Origin of the sequence: Gottfriedia solisilvae (genome assembly GCF_002128405.1) — a bacterium.
Classification (GTDB): Bacteria; Bacillota; Bacilli; order Bacillales; family Bacillaceae_G; genus Gottfriedia; species Gottfriedia solisilvae.
On the sequence record NZ_NETJ01000003.1, the window covers coordinates 422,100 to 436,697 of the forward strand.

The 14,598-nt window shown below is 32.1% G+C and carries 17 protein-coding genes; 5 read left to right on the plus strand and 12 right to left on the minus strand.

The genetic code is table 11. The annotated features are described in order from the left end of the window. Positions 1-13: 13 nt before the first annotated feature. The 7 genes from CAB05_RS11325 to CAB05_RS11355 all read right to left on the minus strand — a co-directional run bounded on the left by CAB05_RS11325 (position 14) and on the right by CAB05_RS11355 (position 2,216). Positions 14-229 (minus strand): spore germination protein, encoded by a 216-nt coding sequence (locus tag CAB05_RS11325; protein ID WP_087999945.1) that lies wholly within the window; start codon positions 227-229, stop codon positions 14-16. 1 nt (position 230) lies between these two features. Further along, positions 231-650, minus strand: a complete 420-nt coding sequence (locus tag CAB05_RS11330; protein WP_087999946.1) for a spore germination protein GerPE — start codon at positions 648-650, stop codon at positions 231-233. After that, positions 650-826: a spore germination protein GerPD gene (locus CAB05_RS11335; RefSeq protein WP_087999947.1), complete on the minus strand. Its 177-nt coding sequence runs from the start codon at positions 824-826 to the stop codon at positions 650-652. The genes CAB05_RS11330 and CAB05_RS11335 overlap by 1 nt, the downstream gene beginning before the upstream one ends. A 3-nt stretch (positions 827-829) precedes the next feature. After that, a complete protein-coding gene (gerPC, locus tag CAB05_RS11340; protein WP_087999948.1) occupies positions 830-1,435 on the minus strand; it encodes a spore germination protein GerPC in 606 nt (201 codons plus the stop codon). A gap of 36 nt (positions 1,436-1,471) precedes the next feature. Beyond that, the gene (locus CAB05_RS11345; protein ID WP_087999949.1) at positions 1,472-1,669 is read right to left on the minus strand and encodes a spore germination protein GerPB; all 198 of its coding nucleotides are present in this window, start codon (positions 1,667-1,669) and stop codon (positions 1,472-1,474) included. A gap of 13 nt (positions 1,670-1,682) precedes the next feature. Further along, positions 1,683-1,904 carry a spore germination protein gene (locus tag CAB05_RS11350; protein ID WP_087999950.1) on the minus strand — a complete coding sequence of 74 codons (222 nt, stop codon included), beginning with the start codon at positions 1,902-1,904 and terminating at the stop codon, positions 1,683-1,685. Positions 1,905-2,060: 156 nt separating this feature from the next. Further along, on the minus strand, positions 2,061-2,216 hold the full coding sequence (locus CAB05_RS11355) for an aspartyl-phosphate phosphatase Spo0E family protein (protein WP_087999951.1): 156 nt from the start codon (positions 2,214-2,216) through the stop codon (positions 2,061-2,063). 690 nt (positions 2,217-2,906) lie between these two features. On the opposite strand from CAB05_RS11355, the gene CAB05_RS11360 reads away from it, so the two are divergent. Next, the gene (locus CAB05_RS11360) at positions 2,907-3,278 is read left to right on the plus strand and encodes a DUF1516 family protein (protein ID WP_087999952.1); all 372 of its coding nucleotides are present in this window, start codon (positions 2,907-2,909) and stop codon (positions 3,276-3,278) included. A gap of 48 nt (positions 3,279-3,326) precedes the next feature. Here the strand turns inward: CAB05_RS11360 and CAB05_RS11365 are convergent, their stop codons facing one another. Further along, positions 3,327-3,890 (minus strand): DUF2777 family protein, encoded by a 564-nt coding sequence (locus tag CAB05_RS11365; protein ID WP_087999953.1) that lies wholly within the window; start codon positions 3,888-3,890, stop codon positions 3,327-3,329. A gap of 459 nt (positions 3,891-4,349) precedes the next feature. Here CAB05_RS11365 and asnB point away from each other — a divergent pair, with 459 nt between their 5' ends. Then, positions 4,350-6,197, plus strand: a complete 1,848-nt coding sequence (gene asnB / locus CAB05_RS11370) for an asparagine synthase (glutamine-hydrolyzing) (RefSeq protein ID WP_087999954.1) — start codon at positions 4,350-4,352, stop codon at positions 6,195-6,197. A gap of 283 nt (positions 6,198-6,480) precedes the next feature. On the opposite strand, the gene CAB05_RS11375 is transcribed toward asnB, so the two are convergent. The 3 genes from CAB05_RS11375 to CAB05_RS11385 form a co-directional block, all read right to left on the minus strand. Continuing rightward, complete coding sequence (locus tag CAB05_RS11375; protein WP_087999955.1) at positions 6,481-6,843, minus strand: P-II family nitrogen regulator; 363 nt, start codon at positions 6,841-6,843, stop codon at positions 6,481-6,483. 12 nt (positions 6,844-6,855) lie between these two features. Then, positions 6,856-8,082 (minus strand): ammonium transporter, encoded by a 1,227-nt coding sequence (locus tag CAB05_RS11380; protein ID WP_088000415.1) that lies wholly within the window; start codon positions 8,080-8,082, stop codon positions 6,856-6,858. A 209-nt stretch (positions 8,083-8,291) separates the two neighbouring features. Continuing rightward, the gene (locus CAB05_RS11385; protein WP_087999956.1) at positions 8,292-10,076 is read right to left on the minus strand and encodes an alpha-glycosidase; all 1,785 of its coding nucleotides are present in this window, start codon (positions 10,074-10,076) and stop codon (positions 8,292-8,294) included. A 212-nt stretch (positions 10,077-10,288) separates the two neighbouring features. Between CAB05_RS11385 and CAB05_RS11390 the strand changes: the two genes are divergently transcribed. Together CAB05_RS11390 and CAB05_RS11395 are read left to right on the plus strand one after the other, a co-directional pair. Further along, the gene (locus CAB05_RS11390; RefSeq protein ID WP_087999957.1) at positions 10,289-11,794 is read left to right on the plus strand and encodes an alpha-amylase family glycosyl hydrolase; all 1,506 of its coding nucleotides are present in this window, start codon (positions 10,289-10,291) and stop codon (positions 11,792-11,794) included. Positions 11,795-11,927: 133 nt separating this feature from the next. Continuing rightward, a complete protein-coding gene (locus CAB05_RS11395; protein ID WP_087999958.1) occupies positions 11,928-12,971 on the plus strand; it encodes a LacI family DNA-binding transcriptional regulator in 1,044 nt (347 codons plus the stop codon). Between the two features lie 98 nt (positions 12,972-13,069). Here the strand turns inward: CAB05_RS11395 and CAB05_RS11400 are convergent, their stop codons facing one another. Further along, entirely contained in the window at positions 13,070-13,561 is a 492-nt protein-coding gene (locus tag CAB05_RS11400) for a YajQ family cyclic di-GMP-binding protein (protein WP_087999959.1), read from the minus strand. A gap of 121 nt (positions 13,562-13,682) precedes the next feature. On the opposite strand from CAB05_RS11400, the gene CAB05_RS11405 reads away from it, so the two are divergent. Next, positions 13,683-14,564: a CvfB family protein gene (locus tag CAB05_RS11405; protein ID WP_087999960.1), complete on the plus strand. Its 882-nt coding sequence runs from the start codon at positions 13,683-13,685 to the stop codon at positions 14,562-14,564. Positions 14,565-14,598 lie beyond the last annotated feature (34 nt).

A 14,598-nucleotide genomic window follows, 5' to 3' on the forward strand; every position in this document is an offset into this window, starting at 1 on the left:
TCGAATTAAAGAATTATAGAGTAGCAACATCGTTTTGATCAGCAATATCTGCATCAATCGTATTTGTTGCACTTGCACCATTAAAAGTAGCAGGGATAAATCCAGTGTTACCCGAACCTGAACCGTTATAAGCTTTCGTTGCTGACTTTGGAGAGATATTATTTAAATCTCCCGTATTTATATTTCCAGCATTCGTTTGGATGACGATTGCACCAAGAAATGTAGGCATATTAATTCTCCTTTCTATGAAGTGGTGGGGCAGTTTGAGGATATTGATCAAATTGCCTAATTTGACGTACTCTAGACATCATTGTTGCACTGTGAACCGATCCAACGACCGAAACACCAGATGTACTTATACCATTAAAGGTGACCCTTCGAACTTGAATAGTAGGATTCAAATTTACACGTTTTAATATAACTGGATAGACAGGTGCATGAGTAGGTTTCTTTTTATAATAAGGCATCATTTCAAATGGATCTTTTTCAAATTCAGTAAAATTTGCAGTTTGTTGTTGAACGGCAAGTGCGTTTGATTCAGCTGTAATGCTAAAAACATCACCAAATTGAAGTATGCTTGATGTGATAGCAGAATTAACATCAAAACTTTCCACGGAAGCTAATCTAAAACGAGGATCAATCGTAAACATTAGCTAATTGATAAAGGAACAAATGGCCCAATAATTAAAGACTCTGGTGGTGTATCAAAAATTGAAGATAATGTAATGTTATGAGCATCTCCAATCAGAAACAAAGAAGAAGATGAAACTGCTGCGAATTTAATTTCATCTACTTGTAAATTGCAATTTGTTACATTTAAATTCATTCCTTACCCTCCCTTTTGGATATTATTTGGTAGGTTATTTAAAAACGCCGTATAAGCATTCTTAATATCTTGTAGCATATGCAAAGTAATTTCTTCGGCGTACTTCATTGGATTTTCGTCAAAATTAGGACGATTTTTATAAAGATCTATATAATAAGGTAATCTGATATCCATTTGATTTCGGATATCATCAATCATCATCTGTCGGTAATAATCATCAACAGTACATCTTAACTCGGCCTCTAGTTGATGAATTGTGGTAATCGCTTCTTTATCTAAATGATAATGAATTCGCTTCCCTATATAATCTTTTAATTCTTTTATTTGTTCATTTGATTTTATGGTAATTTGTTGATTTTCTACAGTAAGGTCATCGAAACTAGGAGCTTGTAATGGATTTAAACCAATACTTAGTGTGCCATTTAAATTTTCTACTTTTAATTGATCGAATTTGTATTCAATCTTTTCAATTGTAGTTTCTGGACGCTTAGCCAATTCTTCAACAGTTGCCTCAAGCTGTGCAACTCTACATTTGAGTTGATCAATTAATTGAGCTTGCTCAAATAGTAAATGTTCAATTTGGGCGTATCTAATTTCTAATTGATTCATTTCATTCCCTCGCTTTCAATTTGCAGCAGGAATTGGTTAAGTCGCTTGAGAAGTTGCAATAATTTGGCCGTCCTCTGATAAAATCGGTGCAGGCTCCGTATATTCTCCAGTATTATTCGTAACAGTTTTTGCGTTAATATTTCCTGAGGTACCTATTTGAAATACAGATGAGTTTACAATTCCACCTGTTTTTAGTTGATTAATGATAATTGTTTGGTGTATATAGATGTTCATGAGACTCCCTCCTTTACATATTTCCTATCATTGGTTGGTCAATTTGATCTTGATCGTAAACGTTCGAAATACTCTTGTTATTATAAACAGTAACAGAATCACCAGTATTAAAGGAACCAGCACCAGCATATGTCTGAGCAGTACTCATAGGTTTAATGCTATATGCGTCTCCGACATTAACGACGGCGCTACTTCCGATACTTACAATATTAATAACTCCAACATAAGCAGGCATGATTGTACACCCTTTGTTCTTTTTATGATTATGTATTATATGGCTAAATGACCCAAAACGTGATAATTGTGATAGAAGTCTATCTGTTTCATATATAAAGAAAGCAAAAAAAAAGCTAGTGCAATTAGAAATTAAATTCGTAATTGCAACTAGCTATTATGCTCTCTTTTTTGAAAATGTTGAGATTGATATCATATTCATGAGCTTGTCCAGTTCTTGGCTGCATGAGACGGTTTTCTTGTTAGTAAAGCCATATCGTCCCGCAAAATAAACCATACGAGCGCGCTTTTTCTCTATAACATGAAGTAGCAATTTAGTCACCAACTTTGTTCAAGAATAGGGAATTGTGTCTATGTCTCACGATGTATGTAATGCTATTATACAAAATCATTTTCATATGAAAAGCGATTCGCTAAAAGAAGTGTAAATGTTACAAAAAACTACACTATACTACACAAATCAACCGGTTTCATCATCAGTTTAGTAGTAATCTAATAGATTTTGTAGTATAAAAGGTGTCTGTTGTCGAATGAATAAAAGGAGTAGTGGTTTATATGTATAATTCGACAGTAGATTACATTCCTATATTATTAATATTTAAAAATAATATAAATGCATCATAAGTCTTATTTTTAGTACTTGGTATTATGGGTATATTCTCATGTTAATTTAGTGTTTTAGCGATTTACTCGCATTGAATTCTGACAAAAGGTAATTTAACCTAGTAAAGATTATTTTTATCTAGTTATATTGATAGAGGAATCCCTTTAATTTAGACCTAGAAAAATAGGACATTCTGAAAAAAAGTGCATTTTTAAATGGATAATTAAGTTATATATTTTTATAAGTTTAAAGTAATTTTATGGGAAGAGTTTTGAAACAAATTTCAAATCCTTACCGTACATGTTCATAAATCGTTCAAAAAGTAATCATAGTAAATTTATCAATTTCTTATAGAGTGTGATATGATATTTTAGAAACTGATTTTTGGGAGGAAACAAAATGGTTCACTTACATATCACTTCGTGGGTATTGGCGATTATTTTAGCCCTTTATGTAGGACATGGCTATAAAAATGGTCAAAATGTAAAAGTTGCACACATGATTTTACGATTATTATACTTTGTTATTTTAGGTACAGGATTGTATATCTTTATCGATCTACCTAAAGACAATATGCCATCAGATTTAAAAATGCTTTACAACATTAAAATGGGACTTGGGATCATTATGCTTGGAGTATTTGAGTATTTCACGGTTTCTTCAAAGAAAAAACGTAAAATGCTTGTTCCGGTTACAATTTTTACAATTCTTATTTTAGCTTTATTATATTTAGGCTTTAGATTACCACTTAATTTTGATTTCTTTGCTTAATACAAAACAAAACAAAAACTGTCACATTAATTTGTGACAGTTTTTTTATTATGATAATTGTGTTAATAAATAGCGGTTTCCTGTTGCTTTTGTTAATTCAAATCGATGATTTTGTTCCTCGGGTGAAATTTTAAATTGATGGTAGACTGAACAAACTAGTTCTTCATTGTCAAAAACAATGAAATTTACACCTTCAGTTGGTGTGTTTTCTGGTTGAAATGAAAGGAAATTATGACAGTAAAGACAATCATATAATGAAAAACCATGGGTATTCAGTAAGTATGCTAAAGAGAAAAATGATTCATCACTTAAATTTTTTAATAGTGAATCAAAGCTATATAAAAGTTTCCTTTGAATTCGTAATACATCCCCGTTTTGTAATTTTTTCTTTTTAGAATGGAATATGAGATACGCTCCATCTTGAAATGAAGCTGGTGTCCATTCTTCATTAATAGAAACTTCAAAATCCTTTTCGATTAGTTCATCGAGAATAAATGCTTCATCAGTTTCATCATCAAAGAAGACCCATTCATCATTAATTTCTTCTATTGATCCAATTGTAAAAGCACGAGGTTGCTCTTTAAATAGTTGTGATCGGTGCTTATAATGCATTAAGTAACCTCCAGTTACGAACGTTCTATATCATTACGTAAAATTTGACAAATATTGATTTAATGGAAAATTAGTGATTTGGACATTTAGAATTAACATAAATATAGAAGGAGAATATAAATTAATAATTTCCTTCGAACCATTTATTAACTTTCGAATATTGTTTTTTATGGATTAATTTTCAATCAGAAATTGCCTGAAGTAGGCGTAATATACTTCATTAGTTTTCAGCTGATTTAATCTTCAAGGTACGAGATAAAATATAGCTGCTACTTTTTTCATTTATTGACATAACTTAACTATTTTATAACTATGCAAAAATTCAAAAAGCGTATGGACAAATAAGGATAGCTTTGCAATTTTTTTATTAATAATTGCACGCATTAATATTGGTGGTAATAAGATATAGAATTAACTTTATTTTTCTAGGGAAAAAGCCCAGAAAGGAGATAAAAAATTATGTGCGGTATAACTGGGTGGGCAGATTTTGATAAAAATTTATTAAATGTAAGTGCTACAGTTAAAAAAATGGCTGAAACATTATCTAAAAGAGGTCCAGATGATACAAATGTATGGACATCAAATCATTGTAGCTTTGGGCATAAAAGATTGGTTGTTGTAGATCCAGAGGGTGGAAAGCAACCGATGAATAAATCAAAGGAAAAATCCAATTATACTCTCTGTTATAACGGTGAACTATACAATACCGAGGATATTAGAAAAGAACTATTAAAACGTGGATACACATTTCAAGGACATTCAGATACTGAGGTTTTACTTACTAGTTATATTGAATGGAAAGAAGGATGTGTAGATCGATTTAATGGCATTTTTGCATTTGCTATATGGGATGAAGAGAACAAAAGTTTATTTATTGCCAGAGACCGATTAGGTGTTAAACCTTTATTTTATAAAGAAGATTATAAACGATTAATATTTGCATCTGAAGTAAAAGCAATATTGGCGCATAAAGATGTAAAGGCAGAATTGACAGAAGAAGGATTGTCAGAAGTATTTGGTTTAGGACCATCTAGGACGCCTGGAAATGGTGTATTTGATGGAATTAAAGAACTTCGTGGTGGGCACGCAATGACTTTCTCACAAAATGGATTGAAAATATGGAAATATTGGGAAGTTGAAAGTAAAATCCACACAGATTCAATAGAAGAAACAGCAGAAAAGGTTCAATTTCTTGTGAAAGATGCGATTGTGAGACAATTGGTTTCTGATGTACCACTTTGTACGTTTTTATCTGGTGGTGTGGATTCTAGTACGATTACTGCAATCGCAGCAAATCATTATAAAAAAGAAGGTAAAGGTCAATTAACAACATACTCAATTGACTATGAAGAAAATGATAAATATTTTACTTCAAGCGTTTTTCAACCAAATTCAGATGCACCGTGGATTGAATTAATGTCAAAAACATTTAATACAAACCATCATAGATGTGTGATTACAAATGAAGAGTTAGTGCACTATTTGGAAGAGGCAACTGAGTGTAGAGATTTACCAGGAATGGCAGATGTAGATTCATCTTTATTATGGTTTTGCCAAAAAATTAAACAAAACTTTGTTGTAGGACTTTCAGGGGAGTGTGCTGATGAAATCTTTGGAGGCTACCCATGGTTTCATCGTGAAGACGACTTGAATAGACCGGCATTCCCTTGGATGAGGTCAACTGAATTACGTCAGAATCTACTAAAGGATGAATGGAGTAAGAAGTTAAACTTAACAGCATATGTTCAAGATCGTTACGATGAAACAGTAAGAGAGACACCGATTCTTGAAGGAGAAAGCCCGTTAGAAGCAAAGAGAAGACAATTGTTTTACTTAAACAGACAATGGTTTATGGCGCAATTATTAGATCGTAAAGACAGAATGAGCATGGGAGCAAGTCTGGAAGTTCGTGTTCCTTTTGCTGATCATCGATTGGTGGAGTATGTTTGGAATATACCATGGGAAATTAAAATGTATGGTAATCGTGAAAAGGGAATTTTAAGGAAATCCCTAGAAGGGTTATTACCAGATGATATATTATACCGTAAAAAAAGTCCTTACCCTAAAACGCATAATCCGGTTTATACTAATTTAGTAGTACAAAAGCTTAAAGAGAGTCTGAGCGATAAAGGGTCAGCACTCTATGAGTTTTTTGATAAGGAACAATTAAATAGTTTAGTTGAGAGTGAAGGTACAGCATTTAAAGTACCTTGGTACGGTCAATTGATGTCTGGACCGCAATTATTAGCTCATTTATACCAAATTCATGTTTGGTTTAAAAAGTACAATATTAATATTAAAGCATAAAAGAAAGAGGTGAATTTTCACCTCTCAGGCTGTTTTTTCGATCAGTCTGAATCTCTGGAGTATTGGTATTTTGTCTACAAACAGTGAGGTGAATTTTCACCTCACTGTTTGTTTATATTTTTGTAAATATGTAGTTTATGATAACAGCCACTTTATACATTGAAACCGCATGATAAAGATATAGTTTTTGAGAATGTTAATTTTGGTTACGGAACTCATGATGAGAAAGTGAGCAATTATTAAAAAAACCTAGTCATAGGAACATGACTAGGTTTTTTTACGATTAATAATCGTTTTGAAGGGCATCGCGACCTTCTTCACCAGTACGGATTTTAATTGCATTTTCGATAGGGTATATAAAAATTTTCCCATCACCAGGCTTACCTGTTTTTAATACTTTTTTAGCTTCGTCAATTACTGACTGTACGGGGACGTCGCATACAACGATTTCGACTTTGATTTTTTCGTGTAAGTTAATTGTTCGTTTCGTGCCACGATAAACTTCAGTATAGCCAGATTGCATACCGCAACCCAATACATTAGTGACAGTCATTCCAGTAATCCCTACTTTCGAAAGGGCATCTTTTAGTACATCGAATTTATCTGGTCTTGTAATGATTTCAATTTTCGTTAATTTCGCAGTCATGTTAATGCCTCCTTATATACTTGCATCGTGATAAGCTTTTTCTCCGTGAATCGCCAAATCTAGTCCTAAGTTCTCTTCTTCTTGATCAACTCGAACGTTAACAAAGAAGCCAATCACTTTAATGATGAGGAATGTAACAACTCCTGCGAATACATAAGTAGATCCAATTGCAATCAACTGTTTAAACAATAATGAAGCATCTCCATAGAATAACCCGTCTGCTCCGGCACTATTAACAGATTTTGTTGCAAATAATCCTGTTGCAATTGCGCCCCATGTACCACCAATACCATGACATCCGAATGCATCTAAAGCATCATCATATCCGAATTTGTATTTTAAGTATGTGACAGCTAAGAAACAAATAATTCCACCTAAGAAACCAATTAAGATAGAAGATAAAGGTGTTACAAAACCACATGCAGGCGTTATAGCTACTAAACCAGCAACTGCTCCACTTACACCACCAAGAATGGTTGGTTTTTTATTTACATACCATTCTACTAATACCCAGCCAACTGAGGCAGCGGCAGCGGCTGTATTTGTATTAATAAATGCTGTAAGTGCTACATCATTTAATGTAAGTGCACTTCCAACATTAAATCCGAACCAACCAAACCATAGTAAACCTGCGCCTAATACTGTTAAAGGTAAATGATGAGGAGAAGTAGTTCCAAAATCTTTCCGTTTACCTAAAAGAAGAGCTAATACTAAACCTGAAACACCTGAAGATATATGAACGACTGTTCCCCCAGCGAAATCAAGAGCTCCTAAGTTTCGAAGCCATCCGTCAACGCCCCAAACCCAATGTGCTAACGGATCATATACAAATGTTGTCCAAAGTAAAGTGAATAATAAAAATGCAGAAAACTTCATTCGTTCAGCAAATGCGCCTGAAATAAGAGCTGGAGTAAGTATTGCAAACATTAGTTGAAACATCATGAAAAGATTATGAGGAACTGTTGCGCTGTAATTTTCATTAGGAGTAAAGCTAACATCCTTTAATGCTGCCCAGGAAAAATCACCAATTAAATGTTTTACATCTGGACCAAATGCTAATGAATAACCAATTAAAACCCATTGTATTGAAACAATGGCCATTGCTGCATAGCTGTGCATTGTTGTACTTAAAACGTTTTTACTTTTAACCATGCCACCATAAAAAAGAGCTAAACCAGGTGTCATAATCATAACAAGTACTGTTGAAATAAAGAGAAACACACTATCAGCTGCTTGAATACCGTTCATTTTCATTCCCCTTTTCTGTTATGTTATATTTTATAACATCGAATGTTATATAAGTTATCATATTCAGAATATATGCAAAATTCAATGTTTTTTTCACAAAAAAATAAATTTTTTTTCGTAAAAACATATGAAAACGCTAACAAAATGAAAAGATGTTAGAAAATGTAACGTGAATTATGTGGTTGCATAAAAATACAGACTCAATTTAATGAGTCTGTGGATTCTATTTTTAATATGAAAAAATCAATTGGCGGTATATCGATTAATATAGAATCAGATTCAGCAGCAAATTGTGAATGATTCCATAAATTTGTGATTCTTTTATTTCTCATCTTAATTGGTAATGTAACAGAAGCTTTTTCATAAGAGGGATTGATGAATACGAAAATAGACATTTCATCACTACTTCTTTCATAAATCAGTGTTTGGCTCTGTTCGTCAATTGGATCTATCCATTTAAACTCGCCTTCGTTTTCCAGAACTGGATACAAGCCTCTTAGTGAAATTAACTTTTTTAATGAATTGTAAATGAGTTGATTATGATCTGAAGAGTCCCAAACCATACAATTTCTGCATTCGGGATCATTTCCACCTGTAAGTCCAACTTCATCACCATAATAAATACAAGGAGTTCCAAAAAACGTTAGAAGAAAAACATATAATAAAATCACTTTTTTATCCTGGTGATTTGATTGAGTTAGAATCCTCGGAGTATCATGCGTTCCAATAATATTAAATAAAACTTTGATTACTTGTATTGGATATAGTGAAATCATTTCATTGATTGAATGTTTGAACTGAACAGTGGAAATAGTTTCGTAGGAAAAATAAGAAAGTAATGACTTCAATAACGGGTAATTCATTACAGAATCGAATTCATCACCACGTAACCAAGGCATTGCATGATGCCAAATTTCACCGACTATAAAAATATCCGGTTTGATGTCTTTCATTTTTCGATGAAACAGTTTCCAAAAATAATGGTCAATTTCGTTTGCGACATCAAGTCGCCAACCATCAATATTAAACTCTTTAATCCAATATGAACCAATTTCCATTAAGAAGTGTTGGACATCTTTATTTTCTGTGTTCAATTTAGGCATTTCTTTAACAAATGAAAAAGTTTCATATGAAGGATCCCCATTGTTTAATTCATCTGGATGAAAATGAAACCAATGATAATATTTAGAGTGTTTACCATTTACTAAAACATCTTGAAACGGAGGGAAAGAATAGCTAGTATGATTAAAAACAGCATCTAGTATCACTCGAATATTATGATCATGACATTTTTGAATCAGTCTTTTTAAGGTAGTTTCGTCACCGAATGAAGGATCAATCTTAAAATAATCAATCGTATCATATTTATGATTTGAGCTTGCCTCGAAAATTGGAGTTAGATAAATTCCGGAAATACCTAAATCCTTCAAATAATCGATTTTTTGAATAATCCCTTCAATGTCCCCGCCGTAAAAGCTTGTGTATGTGGGTTGACTTTTACCCCAAGCTAATGTGTTTGTTGGATTATTTAATTGATTCCCACTTGCAAATCGGTCCGGGAAAATTTGATACCAAACAGTTTTCTTTACCCAATTAGGTGGAGAAATCAGTTCATTTTTATGTAAATAAGGTAGTGTAAAACTGTTTGAAAGATCATGTTCATTAAACTGATCAGAAAAACCAGCTTCTCCGTAAAAGAGTGAAAAATGATCATTTTTAATAAAAAATTGATATTTCATACGCTTGTTTGGGGGAATGACACTTACTTCCCAAAAATCAAACAGTTCGGTAGAAAAAGCCTTATACATCGGAATTGGTTCTTCAATATTCCATCTTGATTCTTTGAAATGAAAAGGGTCGCCATAATATAAAATAACCTCAGTACAATCTCCTTTTTTTGTACGTAATCTTAGGCAATATGTCTGATCATTAATTGCAAAAGCATATTGATCATAAGGTTGATGGAAGATGGTTTCTTTTTGCATACAATCATCCTTACGTTAAAAATGATAAAAAATCTTAATATAAGAAATTACCTTGCTATCTAAACTGTAACCAGTATAATAAAAATAGCTTGTGCAATCGCTTCCATTTCTATTAATTTAATAAAGTATTTGTATTTCACTGTAATATTTTGCAAAATAATGATAGAGATTGAAAAATGTACATGCACGAGACGTTGCAGGGGGAGAAATGAATGAAGCGGTTTAGTTATTTATTAATTGCGATTGTATTCATCTTGAATATGATTCCGAATAAAATTTTTGCAGAAAAAAATACGGATTTAAAAAACGATATGGTTTATAGGGTTCTAGTTGACCGTTTTAATGATGGTAACCCTAGGAATGATAAAGACACAAATCCAAATGACTTAAACAAATCCCAAGGTGGAGATCTTGAAGGGATAACTCAAAAGCTTGATTATATTAAAGAATTTGGTTATACGACAATATCATTATCACCTATATTTGAAAATGATGCAGATTCATATGATGGATTTTCAGTAATTAATTTTAAACAAATAGATCCAAGATTTGGTACAATGAAGGATTTAAAAAAACTAATTAAAGAAGCACATAAGCGTGATATGAAGATTATCATTGATTTTGTTATAAATAATGTTTCACCTAATAGTGATTTAGCAAAAAATGATCAGTATGCGAACTGGTTTAATCCTAAGAGTAGTACAAGCGATGAAGAAAAGTGGGTTAATGGATTACCAGATTTAAATCAAAATAATAAAGATGTTGAAAAATACTTTCTTGATTTAGGTAAATGGTGGATTAATGAAGCAGATTTTGATGGTTACTATTTACAAGATGTAAATTATGTTCCAGTTTCATTTTTAGAATCTTTTACAAAAGGTATTAAAAATGCAGATTCGAATTTTATTGTATTAGCAGATTTAAATGAAACAAGTGACGTACAAGTGGAGAAATATAGTAATGTAGGTTTTGATGCAATTAATAATGCATCTTTATTAAGTAAATTGAGTGATTCCTTTGCATCTCAAAATGAACCCATTACTGATTTATACAATGCACATAATGAATTATCAAAACAATTAGGTTCAACACAAAGCGTTAATTTTTTAGATAATGAAATGACAGATAGATTTGTTTCAATTGCACAAAGCAAAGGAGAATACCCTCCTTCTAGATTAAAATTAGCACTTGTTTACTTATTTTCAACACCTGGTTTACCAATGAATTATTATGGTACAGAAATTGCAGTAAATGGTTCAAAAATCCCTGAGAATCGAAAAAGCATGGATTTTAGAACAGATGAAGATTTCTCAAACTATATTATAAAATTAACTGAATTAAGAAGTACTTTACCATCTTTAACAAAAGGTGATTTTGAAGTAATATATGATAAAAAAGGTATGACTTTATTTAAGAGAAGCTATAAAAAAGAAACAACATTTATCGCAATTAACAATACGTCATACGATCAAAAAATTCACTTAGATTTTGATGTTGTTAAAAACACAAATGAGTTAAGAGGACTTCAAAATGATGATTTAGTGAGACCAAGTAAAAAAGGCTTCGATATTGTACTTAAGCGTGAATCATCAAATATATATGCGGTTGCACCAAAAACACATATCAATTTAGGTGTTATGATCGCAATCCCATCGATATTTATAGGTTTTGTCATATTTTTATGGGCAGCAAAACGTCGTCAAAGTAAAATAAAGTAAATAAAATAAATTGGATTAAGCGCTTTTGAAAGTTTTCCGTGTCATTCGTTCACATAAGACTAGTTTCTTTAGCGCTTAACCTATAACATGAAATGAGAACGGTTACAAACATAATGGAGTAAGGGGTAAAAAAATGACTATTACAATAAAGGACGTTGCGAAACTTGCAAATGTAGCACCTTCAACAGTGTCACGAGTTATTTCAAATAGTCCTAGAATAAGTGAAAAAACAAAGCGTAAAGTTCGTAAAGTAATGGATGAATTAAATTATCATCCAAATTTAAATGCAAGATCATTAGCGAACCGTTCAACAAAGTCAATTGGATTAGTATTACCTCCTGCATTAGATGCTTCTTTTCAAAATCCGTTTTTTGCAGAAGTAATTAGAGGTGTTACTGCATATTCAAATCAAAAAGAATATTCATTATACTTCATCACTGGTAAAAATGAGGAAGAAGTTGAACAAACTGTTAATAAGACAGTTAGAGGAAGACGAGTTGACGGAATCATATTACTTTATTCGAAAGAAAATGATAACATTATTGATTATTTAAGCGAGCATAATTTTCCGTTCGTTTTAGTTGGTAAACCGTATCACTATATAGAAGATATTACGTATGTAGATAATGATAACTATGCAGCGGCAAGAGAAGTGACGAATTATTTAATAGATCAGGGCCATAAACGTATTGCGTTTGTTGGAGGAGAAAGTAGTCTACTTGTAACGAAAAATCGTTTACGTGGATTCCAGGATACGATGCAATTAAATGGCCTATCAGTTAAAGAGGAAGAAATAATATTTACTTCGTTTACAAGAGACGGTGGTAGAAAAGCTGTAAATCAATTAATGGAACTAACTGAGTTGCCATCAGCAATTGTCGTAACAGATGACGTGTTATCACTTGGCATCATCAGTGTTTTTCAAGAGCATGGCATCTCTGTTCCTAAGGATATTTCAATTATCAGCTTTAATAATGCTATTCTTGCAGAACTTGCAAATCCACCATTAACGTCGGTAGATATTAATATTTTCCAACTAGGTTATGAAGCTGCTAAAAATATTATCTCTAAAATTGAAGAACCAGATGGATCAGAAAAAAGTATTCTTGTTCCTTACAAATTAATTGTTCGAGACACTTGCATGAAAAAAGAAGATTTAGAATTAGTGAAAAGCTAGTTTGATTATTTGAATTGCCCTAAAAATATTTAGGGTGTTTTATAGTCAAAATATAAAAAAGGATGACATCAGCGTCATCCTTTTTACTATGTAATCAATTATCGATAATTTAAAAATTGTACATCAATTGGTAAATCAGCAGCTCTTACAGCTGAAATAATTGCTTGTAAATCATCTCTGCTCTTAGCTGTTACTCTGATTTGATCATCTTGAATTTGTGATTTTACTTTTAGTCCACTATTTTTAATGATCGTATTGATTTTTTTTGCATTATCTTTATCAATACCTTGTACTAATTTTGCTCTTTGTCTTACAGTACCACCAGATGCACCTTCTACTTTACTGTAATCTAAATTTTTAATTGGTACATTGCGTTTTACTAATTTACTAATTAATACATCTTTTAATTGCTCTAATTTGAAATCATCATCAGAAACTAAAACAAGCTCTTCTTTTTCTAATGAAATTGAGCTTTTACTACCTTTAAAATCATATCGAGTAGCAATTTCCTTTGTTGCAAGTTGAATTGCATTTGAGACTTCTGGTAAGTCTACCTTAGAAACAATATCAAATGAACTTTCTTTTGACATAGATAGAATCCCTCCAAATCGTTAATACTTGTATTATAGTGTATGATAGACGAAGTAACAAACTTTGAATTAGCATGATATAATAATTTTTAGTTATAAGTTAAGAGAGGATGTAACAAAAATGAGTTTACAAGCAGGTGAGATTGTCACTTTAGTGTGCAGTCGTGAAACAGATATTGGGTATATGCTTGTCCAAGATCAAGAAGAGGTATTTTTACATAGAAATGAAACGGCTGGAGAAATTGAATTAGATCAAGAAGTAACAGTGTTCTTATATCATGACTCAAAAGGTAGATTATCTGCAACAATGTCAATGCCACATATTACGACTGAAGGATATGGATTTGCAAAAGTAGTTGATAAACTTGATGGAATTGGTGTTTTTGTGAATATAGGAATATCAAAAGATATCCTTTTAGAAAAGGGGGACCTACCACCTCTTGAGGAAGTATGGCCACAAGAAGATGATGAAGTTTTTTGTACATTAAAGCGTACGAACAAAGGTCGACTGTTAATTAAATTAGCAACTGAACCAGTTATGCAAGAATATTCTGTTCGTGCTGAAGAAAGTATGTTAAATAAAAATGTATCAGGAATTATTTATCGTACATTACGAGTTGGTTCATATATTTTAACTGATGAACGCTTTATCGGATTTATACATGAATCCCAGCGGAAGACAGAACCAAGAATTGGTCAAAGAGTAAGTGGTCGTATTATTGATATTAAAGAAGATGGCAGTACAAATGTTTCACTTTTACCTAGAGTACATGAAGGAATGGATCAAGAAGCGGCAGAAATATATGAATATATTATGAGTCGTGGTGGAGCTATGCCTTATTGGGATAAGAGTGATGCGGAAGATATAAAAGTTCGATTTGGTGTTAGTAAAGCATCGTTTAAACGTTCAATTGGACGCTTAATGAAAGAGGGAAAAGTCTACCAAGAAGGTGGATGGACATACTCAAAAGAAATGTTTGAGAAAAAAGAATCAGAAGAATAATGACTAGCCACTTCATAATTGAAGTGGTTTTTTG

Bases quoted from the DNA above. Each gene is read 5' to 3' on its own strand.
- CAB05_RS11330 (WP_087999946.1), bottom strand. From the start codon at position 650: ATGTTTACGATTGATCCTCGTTTTAGATTAGCTTCCGTGGAAAGTTTT.
- CAB05_RS11365 (WP_087999953.1), bottom strand. From the start codon at position 3,890: ATGCATTATAAGCACCGATCACAACTATTTAAAGAGCAACCTCGTGCT.
- CAB05_RS11350 (WP_087999950.1), bottom strand. From the start codon at position 1,904: ATGCCTGCTTATGTTGGAGTTATTAATATTGTAAGTATCGGAAGTAGC.
- CAB05_RS11390 (WP_087999957.1), top strand. From the start codon at position 10,289: ATGAAGCGGTTTAGTTATTTATTAATTGCGATTGTATTCATCTTGAAT.
- CAB05_RS11400 (WP_087999959.1), bottom strand. From the start codon at position 13,561: ATGTCAAAAGAAAGTTCATTTGATATTGTTTCTAAGGTAGACTTACCA.
- CAB05_RS11375 (WP_087999955.1), bottom strand. From the start codon at position 6,843: ATGACTGCGAAATTAACGAAAATTGAAATCATTACAAGACCAGATAAA.
- CAB05_RS11335 (WP_087999947.1), bottom strand. From the start codon at position 826: ATGAATTTAAATGTAACAAATTGCAATTTACAAGTAGATGAAATTAAA.
- CAB05_RS11405 (WP_087999960.1), top strand. From the start codon at position 13,683: ATGAGTTTACAAGCAGGTGAGATTGTCACTTTAGTGTGCAGTCGTGAA.
- CAB05_RS11345 (WP_087999949.1), bottom strand. From the start codon at position 1,669: ATGAACATCTATATACACCAAACAATTATCATTAATCAACTAAAAACA.
- asnB (WP_087999954.1), top strand. From the start codon at position 4,350: ATGTGCGGTATAACTGGGTGGGCAGATTTTGATAAAAATTTATTAAAT.
- gerPC (WP_087999948.1), bottom strand. From the start codon at position 1,435: ATGAATCAATTAGAAATTAGATACGCCCAAATTGAACATTTACTATTT.
- CAB05_RS11360 (WP_087999952.1), top strand. From the start codon at position 2,907: ATGGTTCACTTACATATCACTTCGTGGGTATTGGCGATTATTTTAGCC.
- CAB05_RS11385 (WP_087999956.1), bottom strand. From the start codon at position 10,076: ATGCAAAAAGAAACCATCTTCCATCAACCTTATGATCAATATGCTTTT.
- CAB05_RS11325 (WP_087999945.1), bottom strand. From the start codon at position 229: ATGCCTACATTTCTTGGTGCAATCGTCATCCAAACGAATGCTGGAAAT.
- CAB05_RS11395 (WP_087999958.1), top strand. From the start codon at position 11,928: ATGACTATTACAATAAAGGACGTTGCGAAACTTGCAAATGTAGCACCT.